The sequence below is a fragment of the Streptomyces dangxiongensis genome (assembly GCF_003675325.1).
In the GTDB taxonomy this organism is placed as follows: Bacteria; Actinomycetota; Actinomycetes; order Streptomycetales; family Streptomycetaceae; genus Streptomyces; species Streptomyces dangxiongensis.
On sequence record NZ_CP033073.1, the window covers coordinates 842158 to 862324 of the forward strand.

At 71.9% G+C, this 20167-nt stretch carries 23 protein-coding genes and 1 pseudogene; 7 read left to right on the plus strand and 17 right to left on the minus strand.

Annotated features, from left to right (window positions below):
- Window positions 1-13 precede the first annotated feature (13 nt).
- Window positions 14-1819 carry a gamma-glutamyltransferase family protein gene (locus D9753_RS04035; protein ID WP_205614047.1) on the minus strand — a complete coding sequence of 602 codons (1806 nt, stop codon included), beginning with the start codon at window positions 1817-1819 and terminating at the stop codon, window positions 14-16.
- 13 nt (window positions 1820-1832) lie between these two features.
- Window positions 1833-3200: a TrpB-like pyridoxal phosphate-dependent enzyme gene (locus D9753_RS04040; RefSeq protein ID WP_121785744.1), complete on the minus strand. Its 1368-nt coding sequence runs from the start codon at window positions 3198-3200 to the stop codon at window positions 1833-1835.
- 198 nt (window positions 3201-3398) lie between these two features.
- Here D9753_RS04040 and D9753_RS04045 point away from each other — a divergent pair, with 198 nt between their 5' ends.
- A complete protein-coding gene (locus tag D9753_RS04045; protein ID WP_240468028.1) occupies window positions 3399-3773 on the plus strand; it encodes a nuclear transport factor 2 family protein in 375 nt (124 codons plus the stop codon).
- Between the two features lie 73 nt (window positions 3774-3846).
- Here the strand turns inward: D9753_RS04045 and D9753_RS04050 are convergent, their stop codons facing one another.
- Together D9753_RS04050 and D9753_RS04055 are read right to left on the minus strand one after the other, a co-directional pair.
- Window positions 3847-4047, minus strand: a complete 201-nt coding sequence (locus D9753_RS04050; protein WP_121785746.1) for a hypothetical protein — start codon at window positions 4045-4047, stop codon at window positions 3847-3849.
- Between the two features lie 867 nt (window positions 4048-4914).
- Entirely contained in the window at window positions 4915-5391 is a 477-nt protein-coding gene (locus D9753_RS04055; RefSeq protein ID WP_121785747.1) for an ATP-binding protein, read from the minus strand.
- Window positions 5392-5596: 205 nt separating this feature from the next.
- Between D9753_RS04055 and D9753_RS04060 the strand changes: the two genes are divergently transcribed.
- Entirely contained in the window at window positions 5597-5878 is a 282-nt protein-coding gene (locus D9753_RS04060) for a hypothetical protein (RefSeq protein WP_121785748.1), read from the plus strand.
- An 18-nt stretch (window positions 5879-5896) separates the two neighbouring features.
- Here the strand turns inward: D9753_RS04060 and D9753_RS04065 are convergent, their stop codons facing one another.
- The gene (locus tag D9753_RS04065) at window positions 5897-6139 is read right to left on the minus strand and encodes a hypothetical protein (RefSeq protein WP_121785749.1); all 243 of its coding nucleotides are present in this window, start codon (window positions 6137-6139) and stop codon (window positions 5897-5899) included.
- Window positions 6140-6208: 69 nt separating this feature from the next.
- Window positions 6209-7018, minus strand: a complete 810-nt coding sequence (locus D9753_RS37565; protein WP_240468029.1) for a RecQ family zinc-binding domain-containing protein — start codon at window positions 7016-7018, stop codon at window positions 6209-6211.
- A gap of 846 nt (window positions 7019-7864) precedes the next feature.
- Between D9753_RS37565 and D9753_RS04075 the strand changes: the two genes are divergently transcribed.
- Together D9753_RS04075 and D9753_RS04080 are read left to right on the plus strand one after the other, a co-directional pair.
- The gene (locus D9753_RS04075; RefSeq protein ID WP_121785750.1) at window positions 7865-8515 is read left to right on the plus strand and encodes a GAF and ANTAR domain-containing protein; all 651 of its coding nucleotides are present in this window, start codon (window positions 7865-7867) and stop codon (window positions 8513-8515) included.
- Between the two features lie 41 nt (window positions 8516-8556).
- A complete protein-coding gene (locus D9753_RS04080; RefSeq protein ID WP_121790892.1) occupies window positions 8557-9822 on the plus strand; it encodes a PP2C family protein-serine/threonine phosphatase in 1266 nt (421 codons plus the stop codon).
- 24 nt (window positions 9823-9846) lie between these two features.
- On the opposite strand, the gene D9753_RS04085 is transcribed toward D9753_RS04080, so the two are convergent.
- The 6 genes from D9753_RS04085 to D9753_RS04110 all read right to left on the minus strand — a co-directional run bounded on the left by D9753_RS04085 (window position 9847) and on the right by D9753_RS04110 (window position 14295).
- The gene (locus D9753_RS04085; RefSeq protein ID WP_121785751.1) at window positions 9847-10635 is read right to left on the minus strand and encodes an alpha/beta fold hydrolase; all 789 of its coding nucleotides are present in this window, start codon (window positions 10633-10635) and stop codon (window positions 9847-9849) included.
- Window positions 10632-10895 carry a hypothetical protein gene (locus D9753_RS36955; RefSeq protein ID WP_205614048.1) on the minus strand — a complete coding sequence of 88 codons (264 nt, stop codon included), beginning with the start codon at window positions 10893-10895 and terminating at the stop codon, window positions 10632-10634. The genes D9753_RS04085 and D9753_RS36955 overlap by 4 nt, the downstream gene beginning before the upstream one ends.
- Window positions 10896-10915: 20 nt before the next feature.
- Window positions 10916-11077: a hypothetical protein gene (locus D9753_RS36350; RefSeq protein ID WP_163010614.1), complete on the minus strand. Its 162-nt coding sequence runs from the start codon at window positions 11075-11077 to the stop codon at window positions 10916-10918.
- Between the two features lie 519 nt (window positions 11078-11596).
- On the minus strand, window positions 11597-12844 hold the full coding sequence (locus tag D9753_RS04100; RefSeq protein ID WP_121785752.1) for an esterase/lipase family protein: 1248 nt from the start codon (window positions 12842-12844) through the stop codon (window positions 11597-11599).
- 215 nt (window positions 12845-13059) lie between these two features.
- Window positions 13060-13968 carry a polysaccharide pyruvyl transferase family protein gene (locus tag D9753_RS04105; RefSeq protein WP_121790893.1) on the minus strand — a complete coding sequence of 303 codons (909 nt, stop codon included), beginning with the start codon at window positions 13966-13968 and terminating at the stop codon, window positions 13060-13062.
- A 132-nt stretch (window positions 13969-14100) separates the two neighbouring features.
- Entirely contained in the window at window positions 14101-14295 is a 195-nt protein-coding gene (locus D9753_RS04110) for a DUF2795 domain-containing protein (protein ID WP_121785753.1), read from the minus strand.
- Between the two features lie 327 nt (window positions 14296-14622).
- Between D9753_RS04110 and D9753_RS04115 the strand changes: the two genes are divergently transcribed.
- From D9753_RS04115 to D9753_RS04125, 3 genes and pseudogenes are all read left to right on the plus strand, one after another.
- Complete coding sequence (locus D9753_RS04115) at window positions 14623-14826, plus strand: cold-shock protein (protein WP_121785754.1); 204 nt, start codon at window positions 14623-14625, stop codon at window positions 14824-14826.
- Between the two features lie 115 nt (window positions 14827-14941).
- Window positions 14942-15052, plus strand: a pseudogene (locus D9753_RS04120) (RNA polymerase subunit sigma-24); the annotation flags it as partial.
- A 157-nt stretch (window positions 15053-15209) separates the two neighbouring features.
- Complete coding sequence (locus D9753_RS04125) at window positions 15210-15995, plus strand: restriction endonuclease (RefSeq protein WP_240468030.1); 786 nt, start codon at window positions 15210-15212, stop codon at window positions 15993-15995.
- Here D9753_RS04125 and D9753_RS04130 read toward each other — a convergent pair.
- From D9753_RS04130 to D9753_RS04150, 5 genes are all read right to left on the minus strand, one after another.
- On the minus strand, window positions 15979-16563 hold the full coding sequence (locus tag D9753_RS04130; RefSeq protein WP_121785755.1) for an SRPBCC domain-containing protein: 585 nt from the start codon (window positions 16561-16563) through the stop codon (window positions 15979-15981). The two genes, D9753_RS04125 and D9753_RS04130, sit on opposite strands and share 17 nt — an antisense overlap.
- Window positions 16564-16585: 22 nt before the next feature.
- A complete protein-coding gene (locus D9753_RS04135) occupies window positions 16586-17278 on the minus strand; it encodes an alpha/beta fold hydrolase (protein WP_121785756.1) in 693 nt (230 codons plus the stop codon).
- Between the two features lie 68 nt (window positions 17279-17346).
- Complete coding sequence (locus tag D9753_RS04140; RefSeq protein WP_121785757.1) at window positions 17347-17790, minus strand: type II 3-dehydroquinate dehydratase; 444 nt, start codon at window positions 17788-17790, stop codon at window positions 17347-17349.
- Window positions 17787-19166: a cation:proton antiporter gene (locus D9753_RS04145; RefSeq protein ID WP_240468031.1), complete on the minus strand. Its 1380-nt coding sequence runs from the start codon at window positions 19164-19166 to the stop codon at window positions 17787-17789. Before D9753_RS04145 ends, D9753_RS04140 begins: the two co-directional genes overlap by 4 nt.
- A 34-nt stretch (window positions 19167-19200) precedes the next feature.
- Entirely contained in the window at window positions 19201-19974 is a 774-nt protein-coding gene (locus D9753_RS04150; RefSeq protein WP_121785758.1) for a thioesterase II family protein, read from the minus strand.
- Window positions 19975-20167: the final 193 nt, after the last annotated feature.

The following is a 20167-nucleotide window of genomic DNA, read 5'->3' on the forward strand; positions in this document are numbered from 1 at the left end:
TTTCCAGGGTGGTTCATCGAGCGATCGCGTACGCCTGCTCGCCGCGCGGCGAAGCGGCGGCGAGCAGCAGGCCGTCGCCCGGTTCGACGCCCACGGCGCACACCTTGCCCAGCGACCAGTCCGGAACGGACACGAGAGTGTGCCCGCGGCGGGTCAGGTCCGAGGCGACCTCGTCCGGGCGACGGCTCTCGATCCGGACGGTGAGCGGCCGGTGCGTGCGGGGCGTGAACGAGGACGGGACGTGCTCGGAGTGGAAGGCGAGGGTCTCGACGGCACGTTGCGGATCGAGTCCGAAGTCGACGTGCGCCAGGAAGAAGCCCAGCGTCCACTGGTCCTGCTGGTCTCCGCCCGGTGTGCCGAACGCCAGGCGCGCGCGGCCCTCCTGGACGACGAGAGTGGGACTCAGCGTCGTACGGGGCCGCTTCCCCGGTGCCAGGGAGTTGGGGTGCCCCTCCTCCAGCCAGGCCATCTGACCCCTCGTACCCAGCGGGAAGCCGAGACCGGGGACCACGGGGGAACTCTTCAGCCAGCCGCCGCTGGGAGTGGCGGCCACCATGTTGCCGTGCCGGTCGGTGACCGTCAGACAACAGGTGTCGCCGCGTGCCTCGGTCGCCGCCACGACAGGGGGGACCACCGTGGGCAGCCCGTCGTACAACTGCCCCTGCCAGTACGGTCCGACGGGTGGATCCGCCCGGTCCGGCGGCAGGATGCGCGGTGGCCGGCCCGCCGGAGCGCCGGGGCGCAGGGTAGCGGAGGCCAGGTCTCCGACGAGCCGGCGGCGGTCGTCGGTGTAGTCGTCGGCCAGGAGCGCGGCCAGGGGTACGTCGGTGAAGTCCGGGTCGCCGTACCAGGCTTCGCGATCTGCGTAGGCCAGCTTGGCGCACTCGATCACGGTGTGCAGATGGTCGGCGCTGTCCAGGCCCATCGCCCCGAGGTCGAACCCCTCCAGCAGGGCGAGCTGCTGGAGGAAGACCGGGCCCTGCGACCACGGGCCCGGCTTGTGCACCTCCAGACCTCGGTAGTGGCGGCTCACCGTGGCCTCCGTACGCGGCTCCCAGCGGGCCATGTCGTCGCCGGTGAGCAGTCCGCGGTGACGCCGTCCGGTCGCGTCCAGTACGTCGGTGCCACGCAGATGGGCGTCGATGCTCTCGGCGACGAAGCCGCCGTAGAACGCCTGGTGGGCGGCGCGTATCTGCTGTTCGCGGCCGGGTCCGGCGGCCTCGGCCTCCTTGAGGATCCGCCGGTAGGTCGCGGCCAGCGCCGGGTTGCGCAGCCGGGAACGCGGGCGGGGCGGGGCGCCGTCCACCAGGTAGGTGCGGCCGGACTCCGCCCACTCGCCACGGAACAGTTCCGCCAGGACCGCGATGGCCTCGGCGGCCTTCGGCAGCACCGGGTAGCCGTCCGCCGCATAGCCGATGGCGTGGTGGAGAACCTGACCGAGGCGCATCGTGCCGTGCTCCTCCAACAGCCTCAGCCAGGCCCCGAACGCCCCGGGGACGGTGGCCGGAAGCAGCCCCGAGCCGGGGATCCGGGACAGGCCGAGCGCCCGGAACGCCGCAGGCGTGGCCGCCTGCGGCATCGGGCCCTGTCCGCAGATCACCTGGGCGCGGCCCGAGGCGGCGTCGAAGAGGAGAATCGGCACATCGCCGCCGGGCCCGTTCAGATGGGGTTCGACCACCTGCAGGACGAAGCCGGCGGCGACGGCGGCGTCGAAGGCGTTCCCGCCGGCCTCCAGCGTGGCCATGCCCGCCGCCGAGGCCAGCCAGTGGGTCGAGGACACCGCGCCGAAGGTGCCCCGCAACTCGGGACGGGTCGTCACCACCACGGCCTCCTCAGACCGAGGAGGCAGGCGACGGGAGGACGCTCAGACTCTCCGCGATCTGCTCGTTCGTGACCGTCGGGTTCTCCATCGTCCCGGCCAGGTAGGAGTCGAAGGCGGCCAGGTCGAAGTTGCCGTGCCCGGAGATGTTGAACAGCACTACCCGCTCCTGTCCGGCCGCACGAGCGGCCAGAGCCTCCACGATCGCCGCCTTCAACCCGTGCGACGACTCGGGAGCTATGACGAAGCCCTCGCTCCGCGCGAAGGTCACCGCCGCGTCGAAGACATCCGTCTGCGGGAACGCCCGGGCCTCCACCAGACCGTGCTCCTTGAGCAGGCACAGGCTGGGCGCGTCACCGTGGTAACGCAGGCCGCCGGCGTGGATGGAGCCGGGGATGAAGTCGTGTCCGAGGGTGTGCATGTACAGCGGCGGGGTCAGGCCCGCGGTGTCCGGGTAGTCGTAGGCCAGCTTGCCCCGGGTGAGGGTGGGGCAGGCATCGGGCTCGGCGGCGACGAACCGGGTCCGCGGGCGCTCGCCGCTGAGCCGGTCCTGCATGAACGGGTAGGCGAGCCCGGCGTAGTTGGAGCCGCCGCCGACGCATCCGATCACGACGTCGGGGTACTCCCCCATGATCTCCATCTGCTTCTTCGCCTCCAGACCGATCACGGTCTGGTGCAGCAGCACGTTGTTCATGATGGAGCCCAGCGCGAACTTGGTGTCGTCCCGGCTCATCGCGTCGGCCACGGCCTCACTGATGGCGATGCCGATGCTGCCGGGCGAGTCCGGGTCCTTGGCCAGGATCCGGCGCCCGGCTTCGGTCCGCTCCGTGGGCGAGGAGTAGACCTCGGCGCCCCAGCTCCGCATCAGCGACTTGCGGTAGGGCTTCTGCTCGAAGGACGCCCGGACCATGTAGACGTTCACCTCGAGCCCGAACAGCGCACCGGCGAACGACAGCGCGGAGCCCCACTGGCCTGCCCCGGTCTCCGTCGTCAGCCGGCGGACACCCTCCTCGGCGGCGTAGTACGCCTGGACGACGGCGGTGTTCGGCTTGTGGGAGCCCGACGGGGACACGCCCTCGAACTTGAAGTAGATGTGCGCCGGAGTGTCGAGCGCGCGTTCCAGACGCTCCGCCCGGACCAGCGGGGAGGGCCGCCAGATCTTGTACACGTCCCGCACCCGCTCCGGGATCTCCACCCAGCGCTCCTGCGTGAACTCGTGCTCGATGACTTTCCGCGGAAGCAGATCGGCCAGGTCACCCGGCTGCAGCGGGGCCATGGTCAGCGGGTTGAGCGGACCGGGGAGCGGAGCCGGCAGATCGGGATGGATGTTGTACCAACGGTCGGGCAGATCGGTCTCGGAAAGGAGAACTCGCTTCAGCACCGGGGCTTCCCTTCGAGTGACAGGACATTCCTGCCACGGAATCCTAGGAGGGAGAAAGTCGGACAGCGTCGCCTTTTCTGCTTGTCCGGCGGGACGACGGTCAGCAGATAGGACTAGGCCGAAATACGCAGGACGGGCAGCCGGATGGACGGGCAGACTGACACGGCGACGACGCCGGGGCCCGAGGTGAGGAGAACCGTGACCGCAACCGACGCGGACGTCATCTGCGAGCTGGAGAAGCGCCGTTTCGAAACCATCGTGGAACGCGACTTCCACGGCTTCGCCGACCTCGCTCATCCCGAACTCGCCTACACGCACTCGAGCGGCACCCTCGATACGCTCGATTCATTCATCGAGAAATGCGAGAGCACCTATTACGCGTACCACCGGATCGATCACCTCGTTGAGAGTGTGACGGTGGTCGGTGACACCGCCGTGGTGATCGGAGAAATGCGCGTCGACATGACCGCCGGCGGAACACGAAGGGAATTGGTGAACCGCTCGTTAGGAGTGTGGGCCCGGGTCGACGGCACGTGGAGGTTCCTCGCCCACCAGGCCACCGCGAAGCGGTAGGGGAAGGGCATCGCAGCCGCGGCGCGCGACCCCGCTCCCTCCCTCTCTCCGGTCCGCCGTGGCCCCAGGTGTGTCAGCCGACGACGTCGACGACGCCGAGGCCGTCGGTACATCCGACGACCAGATTCGACCCGACCCCGGCCAGGGCCTTGATCGGTCGCTCAAGGAGACGGGAGCCCGCCCATCGGCAGGTCAGCGGATCCCACAGCGCGACCGCGCCCCGCCTGGCGACGGCCAGCAGGGGATGCCCATCCGACGGGACGACAGCGGCCATCGGTCCGCCGGTGAGTTCGCCCACGAGTTGGCCATGGGCGGTGGCCAGCAACGGGACGCAGCCCGCGGCCGGTGATGGGCCCGCCACCGATCTGTTCGCCGGTCACCGGGTCCCACAGCCGCACCACGTCGGCTTCTTCGTCGTCGCCTGACGCGGCCAGCAGGACGCGGTTCTCCCCCACGGGCACGACGACCGCCACACCCAAACCGTCCCCGAACCCACGCGACGTCGCCGAAGGCCGCACCCGGCCCGGCGGCCTTTCCCACACCAGGGCCAGTTCTCGTGGGCCGTGATCCCGAGGAGCATCAGACATGACCGGTACGGTAACCGGCTCCACTGACACCGCCCCGGCTCCCCGCCCGTCCGGGCGAAACCGGCATCGGCGCCTGGTCCGGCAGGTGAACTCATCGCCTTCCGGCCTCGCCGCTGACGTACAGCACGGCCGGCCGACCATGGACGCCGGCCACCGGGCCGGCCGGCAACCGGCGTGGAGAATACGTCCGTCCGGCGGCGAACCGGTCGCCCTGCGCTGGGACTCCCTGCGCCTCCAGCAGGAGATCATCCAACTGGTCATCAACGGCCGCCCCGCGCCGACCAAATGCGTCTACTCGGCAAGCGCTCAAGGCCAGGGGGCCGTGCGAATCACGGAGTTCTACGAGAAGCCCGACGTCTGGGGCCCCTGGATGCAGGACGCGGTGGTGCGCGCGCAGCGAGCGACTGTGCTGGAGACGCTCCGCGAGGGCGGCACGGTCCCGTTCGGAGGGCTCTCGCTGTCCCGCACGGCCACTGATCGGACAGGCGCATCTGATCAACTGACGAGCCCACCAAAGAGACAGGGTCGGGTCGGTTCTCTCACAGCGGACCCCGCTACATCATCTGGCGGCCCGCCGCGCCTCCGTCCGGATCGTCGGCCAGTACGACCGTCGCCGTGACGCGTTTGCCCATCGGCTCGCGGCGGACGGCGAAGCTCTGGCTGACCGCCATCACGATCTCCAGGCCGTGCTGCCCGATGCGGTCCGGGTCGGGGGCCAGGACCGCCGGGAGCGTCGGGGCGCTGTCCCACACGCTCACCTGGACCGCGCCGTCCTCGACCGTCAGTGTCAGCAGGCAGGGGCCGGGGGCGTACTTGCGGGCGTTGGTCACCAGCTCGCTCACCACCAGTTGCACCATGCTCATCGCGCGGCCGGACACCGGCAACCCGTGCACGGCCTGCACATCGGACAGGAAGGAACGGGCCAGGTCACGTGCCGCTGCGATGCCCTCGCTCCCCTCGAAGGCAGCGGACACCGAGCCGACGGCATCCTGCCGTGACCGCCGGCCTTCACCGTCCTCAGACAGGTGCATACAGTCGCCTCACTTCCGAAGCGTCTTTCATCATCCAGCCGCTTACCCGGAAAACGTCAACCCGTCCCCCGACCTCTCACGCGATCTGACACGTGGCTGGTTGCACCGACCGTATCGGTACCTGCGTCCGAGCGGTCACTCACCCCTCGCCCGTGCCGGACCTCTGGGTACTCGTGGCAGCGGACTCCGAGCGAGGAGGACCACCGTGCCGCAGCCGGACGAAGAGCCGTTCGAAGAGCTGCTCGCCTTCGACACCCGTGGCCTCGAGGACTGGGACGAGGGGCGTGCGCTGGCCGCCCTCGGCGGGAGACACGGCGCCCTGTACCGCAACCATCTGCTCATCGCCCTGCGGCTGGACGCGTGGGTGGAGGCCGAGAGCCGGCGCACGGACACCGACGCGCGCTACAGAGCCGGGTACACCCAGGCGCTCCAGGACATGGCCGCCTTCCTGAGGCAGACCTACTACCTTCCCGAAGGCCCTGACTGACCGCCGGCCCGCGAGGGCCTAAACGGACGGTCCGCCGTCCTCGGCGTCCTGGTCCCTCTCGGGGTGATCCTCGGCCTCGACACCCTCCAGGGGCTTGCCCGCCGTCGTGCCGCGTTCCGTCTGGTAGCCCTCCTTCGCGCTGGCCGTGCCCGGTATGACCCGCTCCTGCGCCTGGCTCTCCGAGCCCGAGTGTGCTCCGGGTTCCTCCGGGCTGCGCGCCCGGTCGAAGCGGTCCTCACGGTGATCGTCCTGGTCGGTCATGTTCCTCACTCCCCTCGGCGTCGGGTTGCCGCCGGGTTCCCTGGCGCGGCCACCGGAAACGGTCGTGCGTCAGCCCGCGGAGCGGTCCTCACCCGGCCTGCGCACCACCGTGAGCAGGTCGTCGCGCCCGGCCACCGCCTCCAGGGCCAGCGTGCGGTATCCGGCCTGGTCGAACAGGACGGTGATGCGGTCCTGGTCCTCGCTGAGCACCGTGCCCTCGCCCCACTGCCCGTGCCGTACCTCCGTCCCGACGGGGTAGGACGCCGCCACGGGGTGGGCGGGCCGCTCCTGCTCCTGCTCCGCGTCCTCCTCCTCGCAGATGTCCCAGTTCCCGCACGGCGCCGCGTAGTCCTCACCGAAGTAGCCGAGCAGGAAGTCCCGTCTGCAACCGGTCGTCTCGGCGTACGCCCGGGCCATCTCGACCCGCGTCCGGTCGGTCAGGCGATGCGCCTGCGCGGTCTGCGCGGCCCGCTCGGCCGCCTCAGCGGGAGACAGCTCGGGGGCCGGGAGGACCTCGCCCTCCTCCCCCGTGGTGACGGCGTCGGCCTCCTCCAGCAGGTTCACCGCCGCGGTGACCCGGTTCCGGGACAGGCCGGTCTCCCTGCGCAGCTCGTCCAGGTCGGCGGGGTCGTCCCCGTGGTCGTGGACGGCGTCGGCCACCTCGGACAGGACGTCGTGGCTCGGGGCGCGGCCGGCGAAGTAGGTCTGCATGCCCGTGTCCTCCGGCCGGTAGTGCAGTACGGCGAGAGACGGGCGGCCGTCCCTGCCGCCGCGGCCGATCTCCTGGTAGTAGGCGTCCAGGGACCCCGGGAGCGAGGCGTGGAGGACGAACCGCACGTCCTCCTTGTCGATCCCCATGCCGAACGCCGAGGTCGCCACGACGACGTCCGCCGTGCCGGAGAGGAAGGCGTCGTGGATGCGGGCGCGTTCGGGGGCCGCAGGCCGGCGTGGTAGGCCTCGGCGGCCAGGCCCAGGGAGGCGAGTTCCGCGGCGTAGTACTCGCTGTCCTTACGGGTCGCGGCGTAGACGATGCCCGGCTTGGGCTCGGCGGCTGCCCGCTCCACCACGACCCGGCGCCGGTCGTCGTCGTCGAGGAAGCGGCGGACCTCCAGCCGGATGTTCGGCCGGTCGAAGCCGGTCACCAGACGCCGTGGCCGGCGCATGCCGAGCCGCTCGGCGATCTCCTTGCGCACGGGCAGCGCGGCGGTGGCGGTCAGCGCGAGCAGAGGCGGCCTGCCCACCCGGCGTACCGCCTGGTCCAGGCGCAGGTAGTCAGGGCGGAAGTCGTGGCCCCAAGACGACACGCACTGGGCCTCGTCGACCACGAACAGGGCCGGTCGCGCCTCTGCCAGTCGCTCCGCCACCTCCTCCTTGGCCAGTTGCGCCGGCGACAGGTACAGCAGGCGCGCCTCGCCCCGGCGCACGGCCTCCCAGACGGCCTCCGTCCGGACCGGACGTATACCGGACGGAACGGGTGCGTGCATACCGGCCGCCCTGGCGCCTACCGGCCACCCGGATTCATGCCGACCGCCGGATGTGTGCCGGCGGGGCCGGACCCCGGGGCCGGGAATGCGGGGATACTGGGAGACGCAAGGCCGTAACTTCCGTTCCTCCGAGGCGGGCCGGCCGGTTGCGCCGGAGGTGTCGCCTCGGGGTGGATCCCCGTGGTCCCGGCGGCGCACACGATGCCGACCCTCGGGCACGGGTCCGGAAGGACACAGCATCATGACCGAACAGCCGCCTCTACCTCCCGACGTCGCCTCCCTCCTCCTGAGCACCGACTCCGTGGAACGTTTCCTCGAGGTGCTCGCGGACCGGGCGCAGGTCCTGGCGCCCGCCGCCCAGGGGGCCGGGATCACCCTGGAGCGGCAGGGGCGACACCTGACCGTGGCCGGCTCCGGCGCCGGCGCCTCGGACCTGGACGAGGCCCAGTACGGGCAGGACGACGGGCCCTGTCTCCAGGCGCTGCGCACCGGCGAGGAGATCCTCGTGACGGACATGCTGGACGAGGACCGCTGGGGTCCGTATCCGGCCTACGCAGCCGCCTGCGGGATCCGCTCGTCGCTCTCGCTGCCGATCGCCACCCACATCCACACGGCCGGCGCGCTCAACCTGTACTCGCAGAAGGTGCCCGGCTTCGCCGACGCCGATCTCACCGGTCTGCGCGCGCTCGCCGCGCAGGCCACCGGAGCCATCGCCCTCGCGCAGCGCCTCGCCGACGCGCGGCAGTACGCCGACGAAGTGCACACCGCGACGGAGTCCCGCGCAGTCATCGACCAGGCGATCGACGTGATCATGGGCAGGCAGCACTGCCGGGCCGACGAGGCGTTCGCCAGCGGTGAGGGGGCGCACATATCAGGACCCGGTGGGACGTAGGGAGGTGTGCCGTGACAGAGCGAGACCGAGCGGTGCGGTGCATGCTGGCGGGGCTGCTGGCCGAGAGTCATGTGCTCTCGTTCGAACGCCTGCCGTCACGGGTCGCCGAGCACGCCGCGACGGCCGGCTTCTCCCACGTGCTCATCTACCTGGGCGACCTGCGGCGCGACGCCCTGCGGCTGCTCACCGGCAGAGGTCTGGACGCCCACGCGGGCGCGCCCGAGGGCAAGGCGGTGCTGTCCGTGGAGGGGACGGTCGCCGGACGTGCCTTCCAGTACGGGCGCGTCGTGCCCGCCGCCGACACCGGGGACGGGGTCCCGGGATGGTGGCTGCCGCTCCTGGACGGCACCGAACGCCTCGGCGTGCTGCATCTGGCCTCCGCCGAGGACGGGGAGGACGTCCGCCAGGACATGCTGGCGCTGGCCTCCCTGGTCGCCATGCTGGTGGCCGGCAGCCGGGACACCAGTGACTCCTACGCCCGGCTGACCCGTATCCGGCCCATGAACATCGCCGCGGAGATGCAGTGGACGCTGATGCCGCCCCGCACCTACGCCGACAGCCGGGTGGTCATCGGTGCCGTGATGGAGCCCGCGTACGAGGTGAGCGGGGACGCCTACGACTACGCCACCGCCGCCGACGTCGTCCATCTGTCGATCTTCGACGCCATGGGACACGACACCTCGGCCGGTCTCACCGCCGCCCTCGCCATGGGCGCCTGCCGCAACCACCGCAGGCAGGGAACGGGCCTGGGCGATCTCGGTGACGCCATCGAGCGGGTGCTGATCGAACAGTTCGGCCGGAGCCGCTTCGTCACCGGCGTCCTCGCCGACCTCGACACCTCAACCGGCATGCTGACCTGGGTCAACCGCGGCCACCATCCGCCTGTCGTGATCCGGGACGGGCGCTGGTCCACCCTGCTGCGGTGTCCGCCGGCGCATCCCCTGGGAACCGATCTGCGGCTGCCGAGCACGCTCTGCCGCGAGCAGCTCCAGCCCGGTGACCGCCTCGTCCTGTACACCGACGGCATCACCGAGGCCCGGGTCCCCGGCGGTGAGGAGTTCGGGCTCGCCCGCTTCGTCGACTTCCTGGTCCGCCATCACATCGACGGCCTGTCCGTCCCGGAGACCCTGCGCCGGCTCATCCAGGCGCATCTGCACCACAGCCGGCTGCGGGACGACGCCACGATCCTGTTGTGCGAATGGCTCGGCCCCCGAGTCGATGCCACGACCGACAGCGCGGCGCTGGCAGGGGTGCCCGACGCCATGACCGCCGACTGGCCCGGCGTCGCGGGGCAGGAGAACCGGTGAGCGCGGCGGCCCGGCGCGCCGGCTTCACGGCGACGTGCCGGCAGCCCCGCTCGTCCCGCCCCACCCCGTCCCGCGCAGCAGGTCGAGGGTGATACGGGCGAGTGCCTCCGGTGCCGAGAAGTTCATGGCGTGCCCGGCTCCCGGTACGGAGACCAGACGGCCCTGGGGAAGCAGTGCGGTGAGCTCCCTGGCCCATGCCTCCGGCACGATGGGGTCCCTCGTCCCGCGGGCCACCACCGCGGGCGTGCGCAGCCGGTGCAGCTTGTCCTCCACGGGGTCGCGCAGCGCGTACAGGCATGTGTGCAGGGCGCGGCGCGCGCCGCATTCGGCGTAGCTCGTGATCAGCGGTGGTGCGAGGGACGGTCGCTCCCACGGGACGTCCCGCAGCAGTCGGGCCGCCTGGGTCAGCAGCGAGCGGGCGCCCCGGTCGAAGGTCGGCCCGTTGAGCACCACGGGCCCCACCAGTTCGGGTGCGTGGACGGCGAGGTCGACGACGATCTGACAGCCGATCGAGTTGGCCACGAGCGCCGTCGGTCCACGGCCGGTGGCGCGGAGCCAGTCGGCCAGTGCGAGGGAGAGCTGCCGCACGTCGAGGGCCTGGTCCGGCCCGGGGGTACGGCCGAAGCCGGGCAGGTCCACTGCGACGGTCCTGGTCCGCGGCGCGAGCGCCCGGGCGAACGGCAGCCAGTAGCGGTAGGAGCAGCCGAGGCCGTGGACGCACACCACCTCGGGGGCGTCGTACGGCCCGAGCGCGGCGGCGTGGACGCGGGTGCCGGCGGCGGCCGTGAACTCGTGGCTGTCCCAGCGGCTCAACGGGTCCGGGCCCGGCGCGCGACACCCCCCGCCGCGCCGGCCCGCGGGGTGACGGTGCTCGGCCGGCGGGCCGCGGTGCGGCGATGTCCGCCCCACCCGCCGTGGGCGACGCCCTCACCGGGGACCGGTACGCACGGGCTGCCGTGGCCGGCCGGGGCGGGCTCCTCGGCGCCCGACCCGTCGCTGTGGGCCGGGACGAAGCAGGCGGTGGCGTACGGGCCGGGATGGTGGAAGAGCGGTCGCGGGGAGGACAGATGCACGCTTTCCCCTCCGTCGGCGCTTACTTCTCCTCGAAGTCGTCGGGGCTGATCCCCGCCTCCTCCAGTGCCTCCTCGACCGTCCGGCCCGTCGCGCCCGCGGCGGGCCGGTTGGTGGCGTCCGTGTCCCGCAGGACCTCATCGGTCGACCCGGTCTTCGGCCGGTTCTCCTCGGGAACGGTCATGACGACTCCTTTTCCGTACGACGAATCCTGTACGACGACACGGGACCGACTTGCCTCCATCGCGCCCTGTAAACACCTGTTTGCGCAGACCTGCGGGGGCCTCGGCCGCGCTGTCCCCGGGTGCGGGAGCGCGCACGGCGCAGGCAGGCGAGGAGAGTTCAGCACTGTACGGCGACCGCCGCCGCATGGAATCCGGGCCGGCCCACGTGACTCGGCACGCCTCCCTCCGGGCTCGGGCACGATCAACGCCCCCTGTGCCGGCCGGGTCCCCTGCGGGCCCTGGGGCAAACGGCCGGTCGGCCGGGCCGTCCGCCGATGTGGACGCGACGGCAGTCGATGGACGGCATACGGTGGCGGTCCCGGACCGGTGCTCGCCGGCTTGATGGGCCGGAACGGTACCGGGCCGAGCGCCACCGGGCCGTGGCCACGAGATGCGACAGGCTCACCGTCCGCCACGAGGCGAGCGTGCTGGTCGCAGTCCCCAACGAGTGGCTGTGACCAGCATTTCTCCAGCAGACCCTAGCCCAGGTTCTCGATCTGCTCGATGATCCAGCCACCGAGCTCCGTGGTCATCAGCGTATGCGGCTGGTTCTGCGAGGCGAGCCTGAAGTCGTCGAGGTCGCTCGTCTCCGGTTCGAGGCCGTCGATTTCGACGTACAGGTCGGCGTCGGTCATCACGTCGCGGACGGCGACGGCACTGACGGAAGGCACGAACGAGTGGTGCCGGATATGGGCCTCGGTCCTGAGCCCGAGGATGGGCGGCTGCTCGTTGAGCCTGTCGGCCAGGATGCCGAAGCCCTCCAGAGTGCCGCCGGGGGCCCCGTCGATCTCGGGCAGGTCGTCGGTCCGTACTTCCTTGGCCGGCGGCAGGGTCACCAGCCGCAGGTTCGCGACGAGCTGGTTGTCGCCGCCGCGCTGGGCGTAGAGGTCGGTGCCCAGGATCGCCAGGCCCTTGCCGTCGACCGCGTGTTCGCCGGGCTTGATGCCGTTGCCCTGACCGGTTCCGACACCGTTGGCGACGCCGATCTTCAAGGGGATCGCGGGCCAGTCGCCCATCCGGTCCAGCTCGGCGAGGAGCTGTTCGCGCAGTTCGTCCACGCGGGGCTTGCCGTCCCACGCATCGAGGTGCCGGGCCAGCAACTGCCGGGCGGCCGGGCTGTTGATCTGGCGGGAGAAGCCGTCATTGAGGTCCCGCGAGTAGTGCGCGAAGGCCTGAAGGCCGAGGGGGATCCAGGCGCCGCGGTGCGGGGTGTCGTACGACCAGTAGAGGCCGGTCTGGTGGTCGATCCGCTGGGACTCCATCTTGGTGAGGGCGTAGCGGGTGACGAGGCCGCCCATGCTGAAGCCGCCGACGGCGAGCCGGTGGTCACCCTGGCGCATGGCGCCGGCGCGCGTGATCGCTTCGATCGCGGCATCCGCGTTCCGCTGGATCGCGGCGCTGCGCTCGTGGAAGCCGAGGACGACGACGTCATGCCCGCGGCGGCGCAGCTCGCTGAAGAAGGCGTACTCCCCCCAGTCCAGGCCCTGCCACAGCATGTCGATGCTGCTCGGCCCCATGTTGAACCCGTCAGCGGCGATCACGGGCTTGGTCAGCCGGTCGCCGCCCTCGGCGTAGTAGACCCAGGCGGTGCCGCCCGGGAGGTCCCACACATCGCTCGGGACCGGCGGAGTCCGGGTGGGCTGCTCCTTGGGGCCGGGGGCCAGGATGATGGGCGCGGCGGCGAGGGCTTCGCGGATCTGCTGCTCGGTGGCCTGCGGCTCGCTCATGGACGGACCCCTTCGAAATAGTGACGTTGCGTAATTAGATAAGCACGGAACGTGCACAATAATCCAGTGCCGTGATCTCGGAGGGTGGGAGCGGAAATGGCGGCGGAGCCCGCGACAGCCACGCAGCCGTCGACACTGTCACCCGTCCGGAGGGTCCCGAGAGCACAGCCGCCTGTCGGACGACGGGAACCGCCGGGCCCCTGTGACCAGCACTTTCACCACCCGGCCTGACCGGCCCGGTCGGCGACGGGGGTCCGCAGTGCCTCCAGGAGGCGGTCGGCGCCGTCTCCGACGACGCCCGCGCGGAACTCGGCGGCGATCTGGCCCGCGGTCACCCGCCCGGCGGTCAGGCACCACTGCCACCAGCGTTCGAGCCGGGGTTCGTCCAGCCGTTCCGCGGGCAGCAGGGCCGGCCAGTCGCAGGCCCGTGCCTGCGCGGTGACCTTCGCCCCGCCCTCGACCGGGTCGACGGCCAGTGCCGGTACGCCCGCGCGCAGCGCGAGGACCAGTCCGTGCAGGCGGTCCGTGACGACGAGGTCCAGCCGTGTGAGGACGGCCTCCAACTGGGCGGGCGTCGCACACAGACGCCAGTCGCGGATGTCGAGGCGGGTGTCGATCTCCAGCCGGGCGCAGTCCTTGGCCGCGAGCCAGTGGGTGACCTGCTCGGCGACCTGGCCGTGCCGCCGCTGCCGCCCGTACTCGTGCTGGCCGTGGGTGAGCACCACGCCGACGACCGGCCGCGGCGGGAGCGCGGGGGCACGGGCGGCCAGATCCCGGCCGGGCTCGGCGTTGCCGGCGTCCCGGGCCAGTACCCGGTGGAAGCCGGTCACGGCGGGGCCGTCCGGGGCGATCACGGAGGTTCCGACGGCGATCCGTACGCAGTGCGCGAACCTCCGGTGGAGTTCCTCGATCTGCCGGCCGTGCAGAGGGCCGCAGACGAAGACGAGGTGGGAGTAGTCCTCCGGGCGCACGTCCTCCAGATGGAGGGCCCCGGGACGGAAGCCGGGACTCCAGGCGACGTCGTGAGCGACGCCCGCGCGCCCCAGCACGTCCCGGACCCGGTCCAGGGCCAGCACGTCCCCGGCGGTCACCTCGCCGTGCAGGAAGCTGAACCATCCGGTCAGCAACAGTCTTCGGCGTGTGTCCGGGGGTGTTCCCGGCAGTTGTCCGCGCACAGTGCGGGCGGGTTCCCGGTGGGGCGCAGGGCAACCGCCGGGGCCGGCGGGACCACCCGTCCGGCCGGACGGCCGCGCGGACTACTCGTTGTCGAACACGGCCTTCTGGACGTCGTTGGGACCGTCGAACTCGTCCGTCGGGGCGTCGGACAGTTTCTCGACGAGGGTGTCGTCCGCGCCGTTGCCCTTGGCCAGCGTGACGAGGTCGTCCCGGCTGGCCGGGTAGTTGGCGCCCTTCAGGGCCTTCTGGAGGTCGATCGGGCTGATGCTCGCCATGGCGGTCTCCTTGCCGTCCTGAGGGCTTCGGCCTCGGCACCCGTCGTGCCGGGCCGGCCGACAGGTGCATCGTGCGCACAGGGGGTCGGCCTCCGCACGTCGGCCCGGGACGGGGCCGTCCGGTTCGTCAACACGCGCGTCGGCGCTTTGCGGTGGCGGCGGACGGGACTCGGGTGTAGCGTCGGAATCCAGCAGTCGTGGTTCCGAAGTCCCGTTCGCCCGTGATCGCAAACCACGGGCGTTCTTGCTGTTCAGCGTCTTTCCGAACCAGGGCGGCTCCTGCCGGGGCCCGAGAACGCGGGCCCGGTTCGCTCGAAGGAGACAGTGATGGCCAGCGGTACGGTCAAGTGGTTCAACAGCGAGAAGGGCTTCGGCTTCATCGAGCAGGACGGCGGTGGCCCCGACGTCTTCGCCCACTACTCGAACATCGCCACCCAGGGTTACCGTGAGCTCCAGGAGGGCCAGAAGGTGGAGTTCGACGTCACCCAGGGCCAGAAGGGTCCCCAGGCGGAGAACATCCGTCCGGTCTGATCCGGTCGGCTGGGCACGGCACTGCCGGCCCACCCCTCTCGCATGACGGTGACGCCCCCTGAGCGGGGCACGAGACCGGTCGGGCGGCCCGCCGCCCGACCGGTCTCGCATGCCCGACACCGTCCTGCCGGTGCGCGTCGACGACGGCCTCAGCACCGGGCTCCGCGCCGTGCGCGATCCTGAGAAGCTGTCACGGGTCGAGCGGGAGACCGCCGTGAGCCGCTGAGCCCGAAGGGCGTCAGTCTGATCAGCCCGAAGTCCGTAACGCGCTCGGGCGTCACGGGGGTTGATGAACCGGCGGATCGCGGGCACACGTGCTTGGTGATCTTCGTATCCAGCCGGGAGAGAGGGGCGTCACCACCGTGACCATGCCCGTACGCCGCATGAGCCGTCCCACCGGTTGGACTCGCCGGCCGTTCGATCTGCGCGTGACCGCCCTGTTCTTCGCGGTCCTCGCCCTCGCCCTGTGCGTCCTGGGATTCGCCGCCCGGACAGCGGCCTCGGCCGCCGAGCGGCGCCCTGTCTGGGTGGCCGTCCTGTGTCTGCTGGCGGTGTCCGCCGGGCTGGCGCTGCGACGCCGGCGGCGCCGCCTGTCCCCGGCGCGGACCGCTCAGCGGGCCGCCGTGGCGCTGGAGGAGGCGGCACACACGGCGCTGGAGGAGCTGCGGGCGCCCGCGCCCGAGGTCCCGGCCGCGTTCGTGCCCCGGCAGGCCGAGGCGGACCGCGATCTCCCCTCCCCCGCCCTCCTCCCCGCCCCTGACACCGTCGACTACGGCGCCCTCGACGCCGACGAGTTCGAGCAGGCCGTGGCCGCGCTGTGTGAACGGGACGGCTGTACGGCCGTGGAAGTCGTGGGCGGCGCGGGCGACTTGGGCGCCGACGTGCTGGCCATGGCACCGGACGGGCGGCGGATGGTCGTCCAGTGCAAACGGTACGGCGATGCGAACCGCGTCGGCTCGCAGGACCTCCAGCGCTTCGGCGGTACCTGCTACACCGTGCACGAGGCCGATGTCGCGGTCCTCGTCACCACCAGCGACTTCACGGCGCCGGCCGTCGAGTACGCCGAGCAGTGCGGGATACTGTGCCTGAACCGCGCGGCCCTGGACGCCTGGAGCGACGGCACCGGCCCGGCGCCGTGGCTGCTCGTGGACGTCAGCGGTCCCTGCTGACCGAGGTCGTGGCCCTGCGCAGGCCGCGGTGACGGTCGGGATTCACCGCGGCGGTCAGGCCGTTGAGCTGGAGCCGGGTGCCGCCGCGCAGATGGGCGAGGTCCTGGGTGCCGTCGCCGGTGGGGACGAGCCAGGTGAACTGCTCGGTCCAGGTCAGGCGGGATCCGATGGGGTCGTCGGCCAGTTCGACGGTGACCAGGGAGACCCAGCGGCGCCTGCCGTCGACCTCCGCCTCGTAGACGTACAGGATGCGGGAGTCCGGCACGATGTCCACGAACCGCGAGCGGTAGGCGAGGTGTTCCTCGGTGTCGCCGTTGACGAAGACGTTCCGGGCGCTCTCGCCACCGCCGACCCGGAAGTCCAGCTCGTGCTCGGCGGTGGAGGAACTGCCGGGGAGGCGGAACCAGCGCCGCCGCACGGACGGGTCGGCGAAGCCCCGGAAGACCTCGGCCCGCGCCACCGTGAAGTCCAGGTCGAGCGAGAACGAGCCGTGTAACGCGGGTGGTGGTGCGTCACCGGTGGAGGGAGAACCCGTTTCCGCCCGTGTGACCTGACCGGCAGCGTCCATTGGATCAACGTAACACAGGCCGTCAGAGCCAGCCTTCCAACGACTTGAGGAAGCCGTCGACGTCGTCCCGGTGGATGCAGTGACCCGTGTCCGGCACGTACACCACCTCGAAACCGCGCTCGCGCAGCCGCTCCGCCAGCTCGTCCGGTACGAGGTGGTGGTCGCCGGCGCCCTGGACGAGTGAGGGCACCTCGGCGCGGGCGGGGATGAGGTCCCTGTCGCTCTGGAGCCACTCGATGGCCCGGACGTCCCAGCGGGCGTATCCGGCGAGTTCGGCCTCGATGTCCTCGGGGAGCCAGCGCGGGCAGAGCTGGCGGATGCTCTCGGCGGTGGCCGACTTGGTGGCCTGCGCGAACTCCCGCACCTCGTCGACCGATCGGGCGCCGAGCCGCCACGCGGGGTCGCTGTAGACGACGCGGGCCGGGCGCAGGCCGGGCACCGCGAGAGCGAGCACGGGCGCACCGAAGGAGTGGGCGACGGCGAGGTCGACGCCGGCCGGGACGGACTCGACCAGGTCGGCGGCGAGCAGCTCGGGCGTGTACTCGTCGGCGTGCGGGCTGTCGCCGTGGCCGCGCAGGTCGGGCATGATCACTCGGTAACCGCGGGCGGTGAGCAGCGGGGCCACCCGGCGCCAGGTGTCCGCCGACGACATCACGCCGTGGACGAGCAGCGCCGACCGGTCTCCGTCGCCGGCCTCGTGCAGTGCGAGCTTCATGAGCGGGGTCCTTTCGACACGCGGTGGCGGTCAGGTGCGGGCGCGGCCGGGGGCCGGCCCGGCGGTCGTCAGCGCTCTCCCCCGGCCAGCTCCAGCAGGGCGGCCGCGGCCAGCCGGTAGCCCATCGGGCCGAGGCCGGCCACGACGCCGGAGGCCAGCGGGGCGATCACGGACTCGTGCCGGAACCGCTCGCGCGCCCACACGTTGCTGAGGTGGACCTCGATCCAGGGCCGCGGGTAGGCGGCGAGCGCGTCGCGCAGGCTCCAGCCGGCGATCATCAGCGCACCCGGGTTGACGATGGCGCCGACGGTGTCGGAGTGGTGCCGGTGGATGTCGCGGACCAGGTCGCCCTCCGAGTCGTGCTGGAGGGAGAGCACCTCCCAGCCCGCGTCGCTCACCTCCGCGGCGACGGCCTTCTCGATGTCGGCGAGGGTGTCGGTGCCGTAGATCTCGGGTTCGCGCCGGCCCAGGATGCCCAGGTTCGGTCCGTTCAGCAGGAGCAGGGTGTTCATGGGGTCACCTCACTGTTGGGCGCGTCGCTGTGCGGCGCGCCGGGCCGGCCGGAGCCGTGCGGCGGCCGGGGGCCGTCCGCGTCCCGGTCCGCGAGGACGAGTCCGGCCTCGGCGAGCTTCTCGGCGCGGTCCATGGCGACCCGGAGGATGGGCGGTGCCATCACCGAGGTCACGATCGCGACGAGGACGATGATGGTGTACGAGTCGGTGTCCAGGACGCCCAGGCGCAGGCCGGTCATCGCCACGACGACCTCGACCACGCCGCGGGCGTTCATGCCGGCGCCGAGGGCGAGCGCCTCCCAGCGGTTGAGGCGGCTGAGCCGGGCGCCGAGGAAGGCACCGGCGAACTTGCCGAGGACGGCGACGGCCAGTACGGCGCAGGCGGCGGCGAGGACGTCCGGGTGGCGCAGGCCGGTGAGGTCCATCCGCAGCCCGGCGGTGGCGAAGAACAGCGGGGCGAGGAAGGCCAGCACAGTGGTCTTCAGCGGTTCCAGCTTCTCCCGGTCCAGGTCCTTGCTGGTGCCGACCAGCACACCGCAGACGAAGGCGCCGAAGATCGCCTCGAGCTTCATGGCCTGGGTGGCCGCGGCACCGAGGACGACCAGGATCACGACCGTCATGACGGTGGGCCCGGGGCCCTGGGCGCGCCCCGCCCGGCGCAGCACGGCACCCACCAGCGGGCGGCCGATCAGCACGGCGAACAGCACGACGCCGACCGGGTAGAGCACGGAGGTCGTCACGACTCCCGCGGTCAGTCCGGCGGTGGCCATCGCGGAGACCACGGAGAGCAGGAACCAGCCGACGATGTCGTCCACGACGCCGGCGGACAGGATCAACTGGCCGATGTCGCGGTGCAGCAGCTTCATGTCGAACAGCGTCTTGGCGATCACCGGGATGGCGGTGACGCACATCGCCACGCCGAGGAAGAGCGCGAAGACCGGGGAGTCGACGCCGGCCGGCATGAGGACACCGCGCAGCGCGAAGCCGGTGGCGATGCCGAGTCCGAGCGGCAGCAGGAGTCCGGCGACGCTGACCCGGACGGCGGTGGCCCCCCGCTTGCGGACCAGGCCGAAGTTCAGCTCGGCGCCGGTGACTCCGACGAGGAGGAGCACGCCGAGCTGCCCGGTCGCGTCCAGCAGGTGCATCGGCTCGGGCTGGCGGGGCAGCAGCCAGTCGGAGAAGGCGGGCAGCAGATGGTGCAGCACGGACGGGCCGAGGAGCATGCCGGCGCACAGCTCACCCACGACCGCGGGCATGCGCAGCCGTTCGGCGAGCCGGCCCAGGACGAACGCGAACAGCAGCAGGAAGGCGAGTTGGAGGAGGAAGACCAGGAGTGCGTGCGGGGCCATGGTGGGCACCGGGTTGGCGAGCGTCACGGGCGTTTTCCCTCGTCGGCAGGGGCGGTGGGGATCAGTGAGCGGTGTCGGCACCCCGTCCGCTCAGGTTGCGGGTCAGGAGCGTGAGAACCTCGGCGCTCCGCTCGACGTGGAAGAAGTGGCCGCCGGAGAAGACATGCAGGTCGGTCGGGCCGGTGGTGTGCTCCTCCCAGGCGCGTGCCTCGTCGAGCGTCGTCCTGGGGTCGCTGTCGCCGGTGAGGACGGTCACCGGGCAGTCGAGCAGCCGGCCCGGTTCGTGCCGGTAGCGTTCGATGGCGGTGTAGTCGCTGCGGATCGCCGGGAGGAACATCGCCAGCACCTCGGGGTCGGCCAGGATCGCCTGGTTCGGGCCGCTGAGGGCGCGCAGTTCCGCCAGCACCTCCTCGTCGCCGGCCATGTGCACGTGCTCGTCGCGGTAGCGGGAGGGGGCGCGCCGGCCGGAGGCGAACAACCGTACCGGGGAGGGCAGTCGGGCGTCCCGCATGCGCAGCGCGACCTCGTAGGCGAGCACCGCGCCCATGCTGTGCCCGAACAGGGCGAGCGGCCGGTCGTCCAGGTGGCGCAGCGCCGCGAAGATCTGGTCGGCGTACTCGGGGATGTTGTCGATGCCGGGTTCCTGCCGACGCGTCTGCCGGCCCGGGTACTGGACGGCCAGGACCTCCACCGCGGGGGCGAGGGCCGTGGCGACGGGGAAGAAGAAGCTCGCCGAGCCGCCGGCGTGCGGCAGGCAGACGAGGCGTACCGCGCTGTCCGGCGAGGGGCGGAAGACGCTGATCCACTTCTCGAACTGCACGGTTGCTCCAGGCATGCCGAAGGGCTCGCTTTCACGTCGGGGACCAGCGTCCGGGCGGGACGTGCGGCAGCGTAGGCCGGGGCGGGCCGGGGCCGGTATCCCTCAACCTGATAGCCCGAGGCGGATTCCGGCCGGTGCCGGCCGCCCGGACCGTACGCTCGCCACGAGTCACCCGAGCAGGCCCGTCAGCCAGGCAGCACCGAGGGGG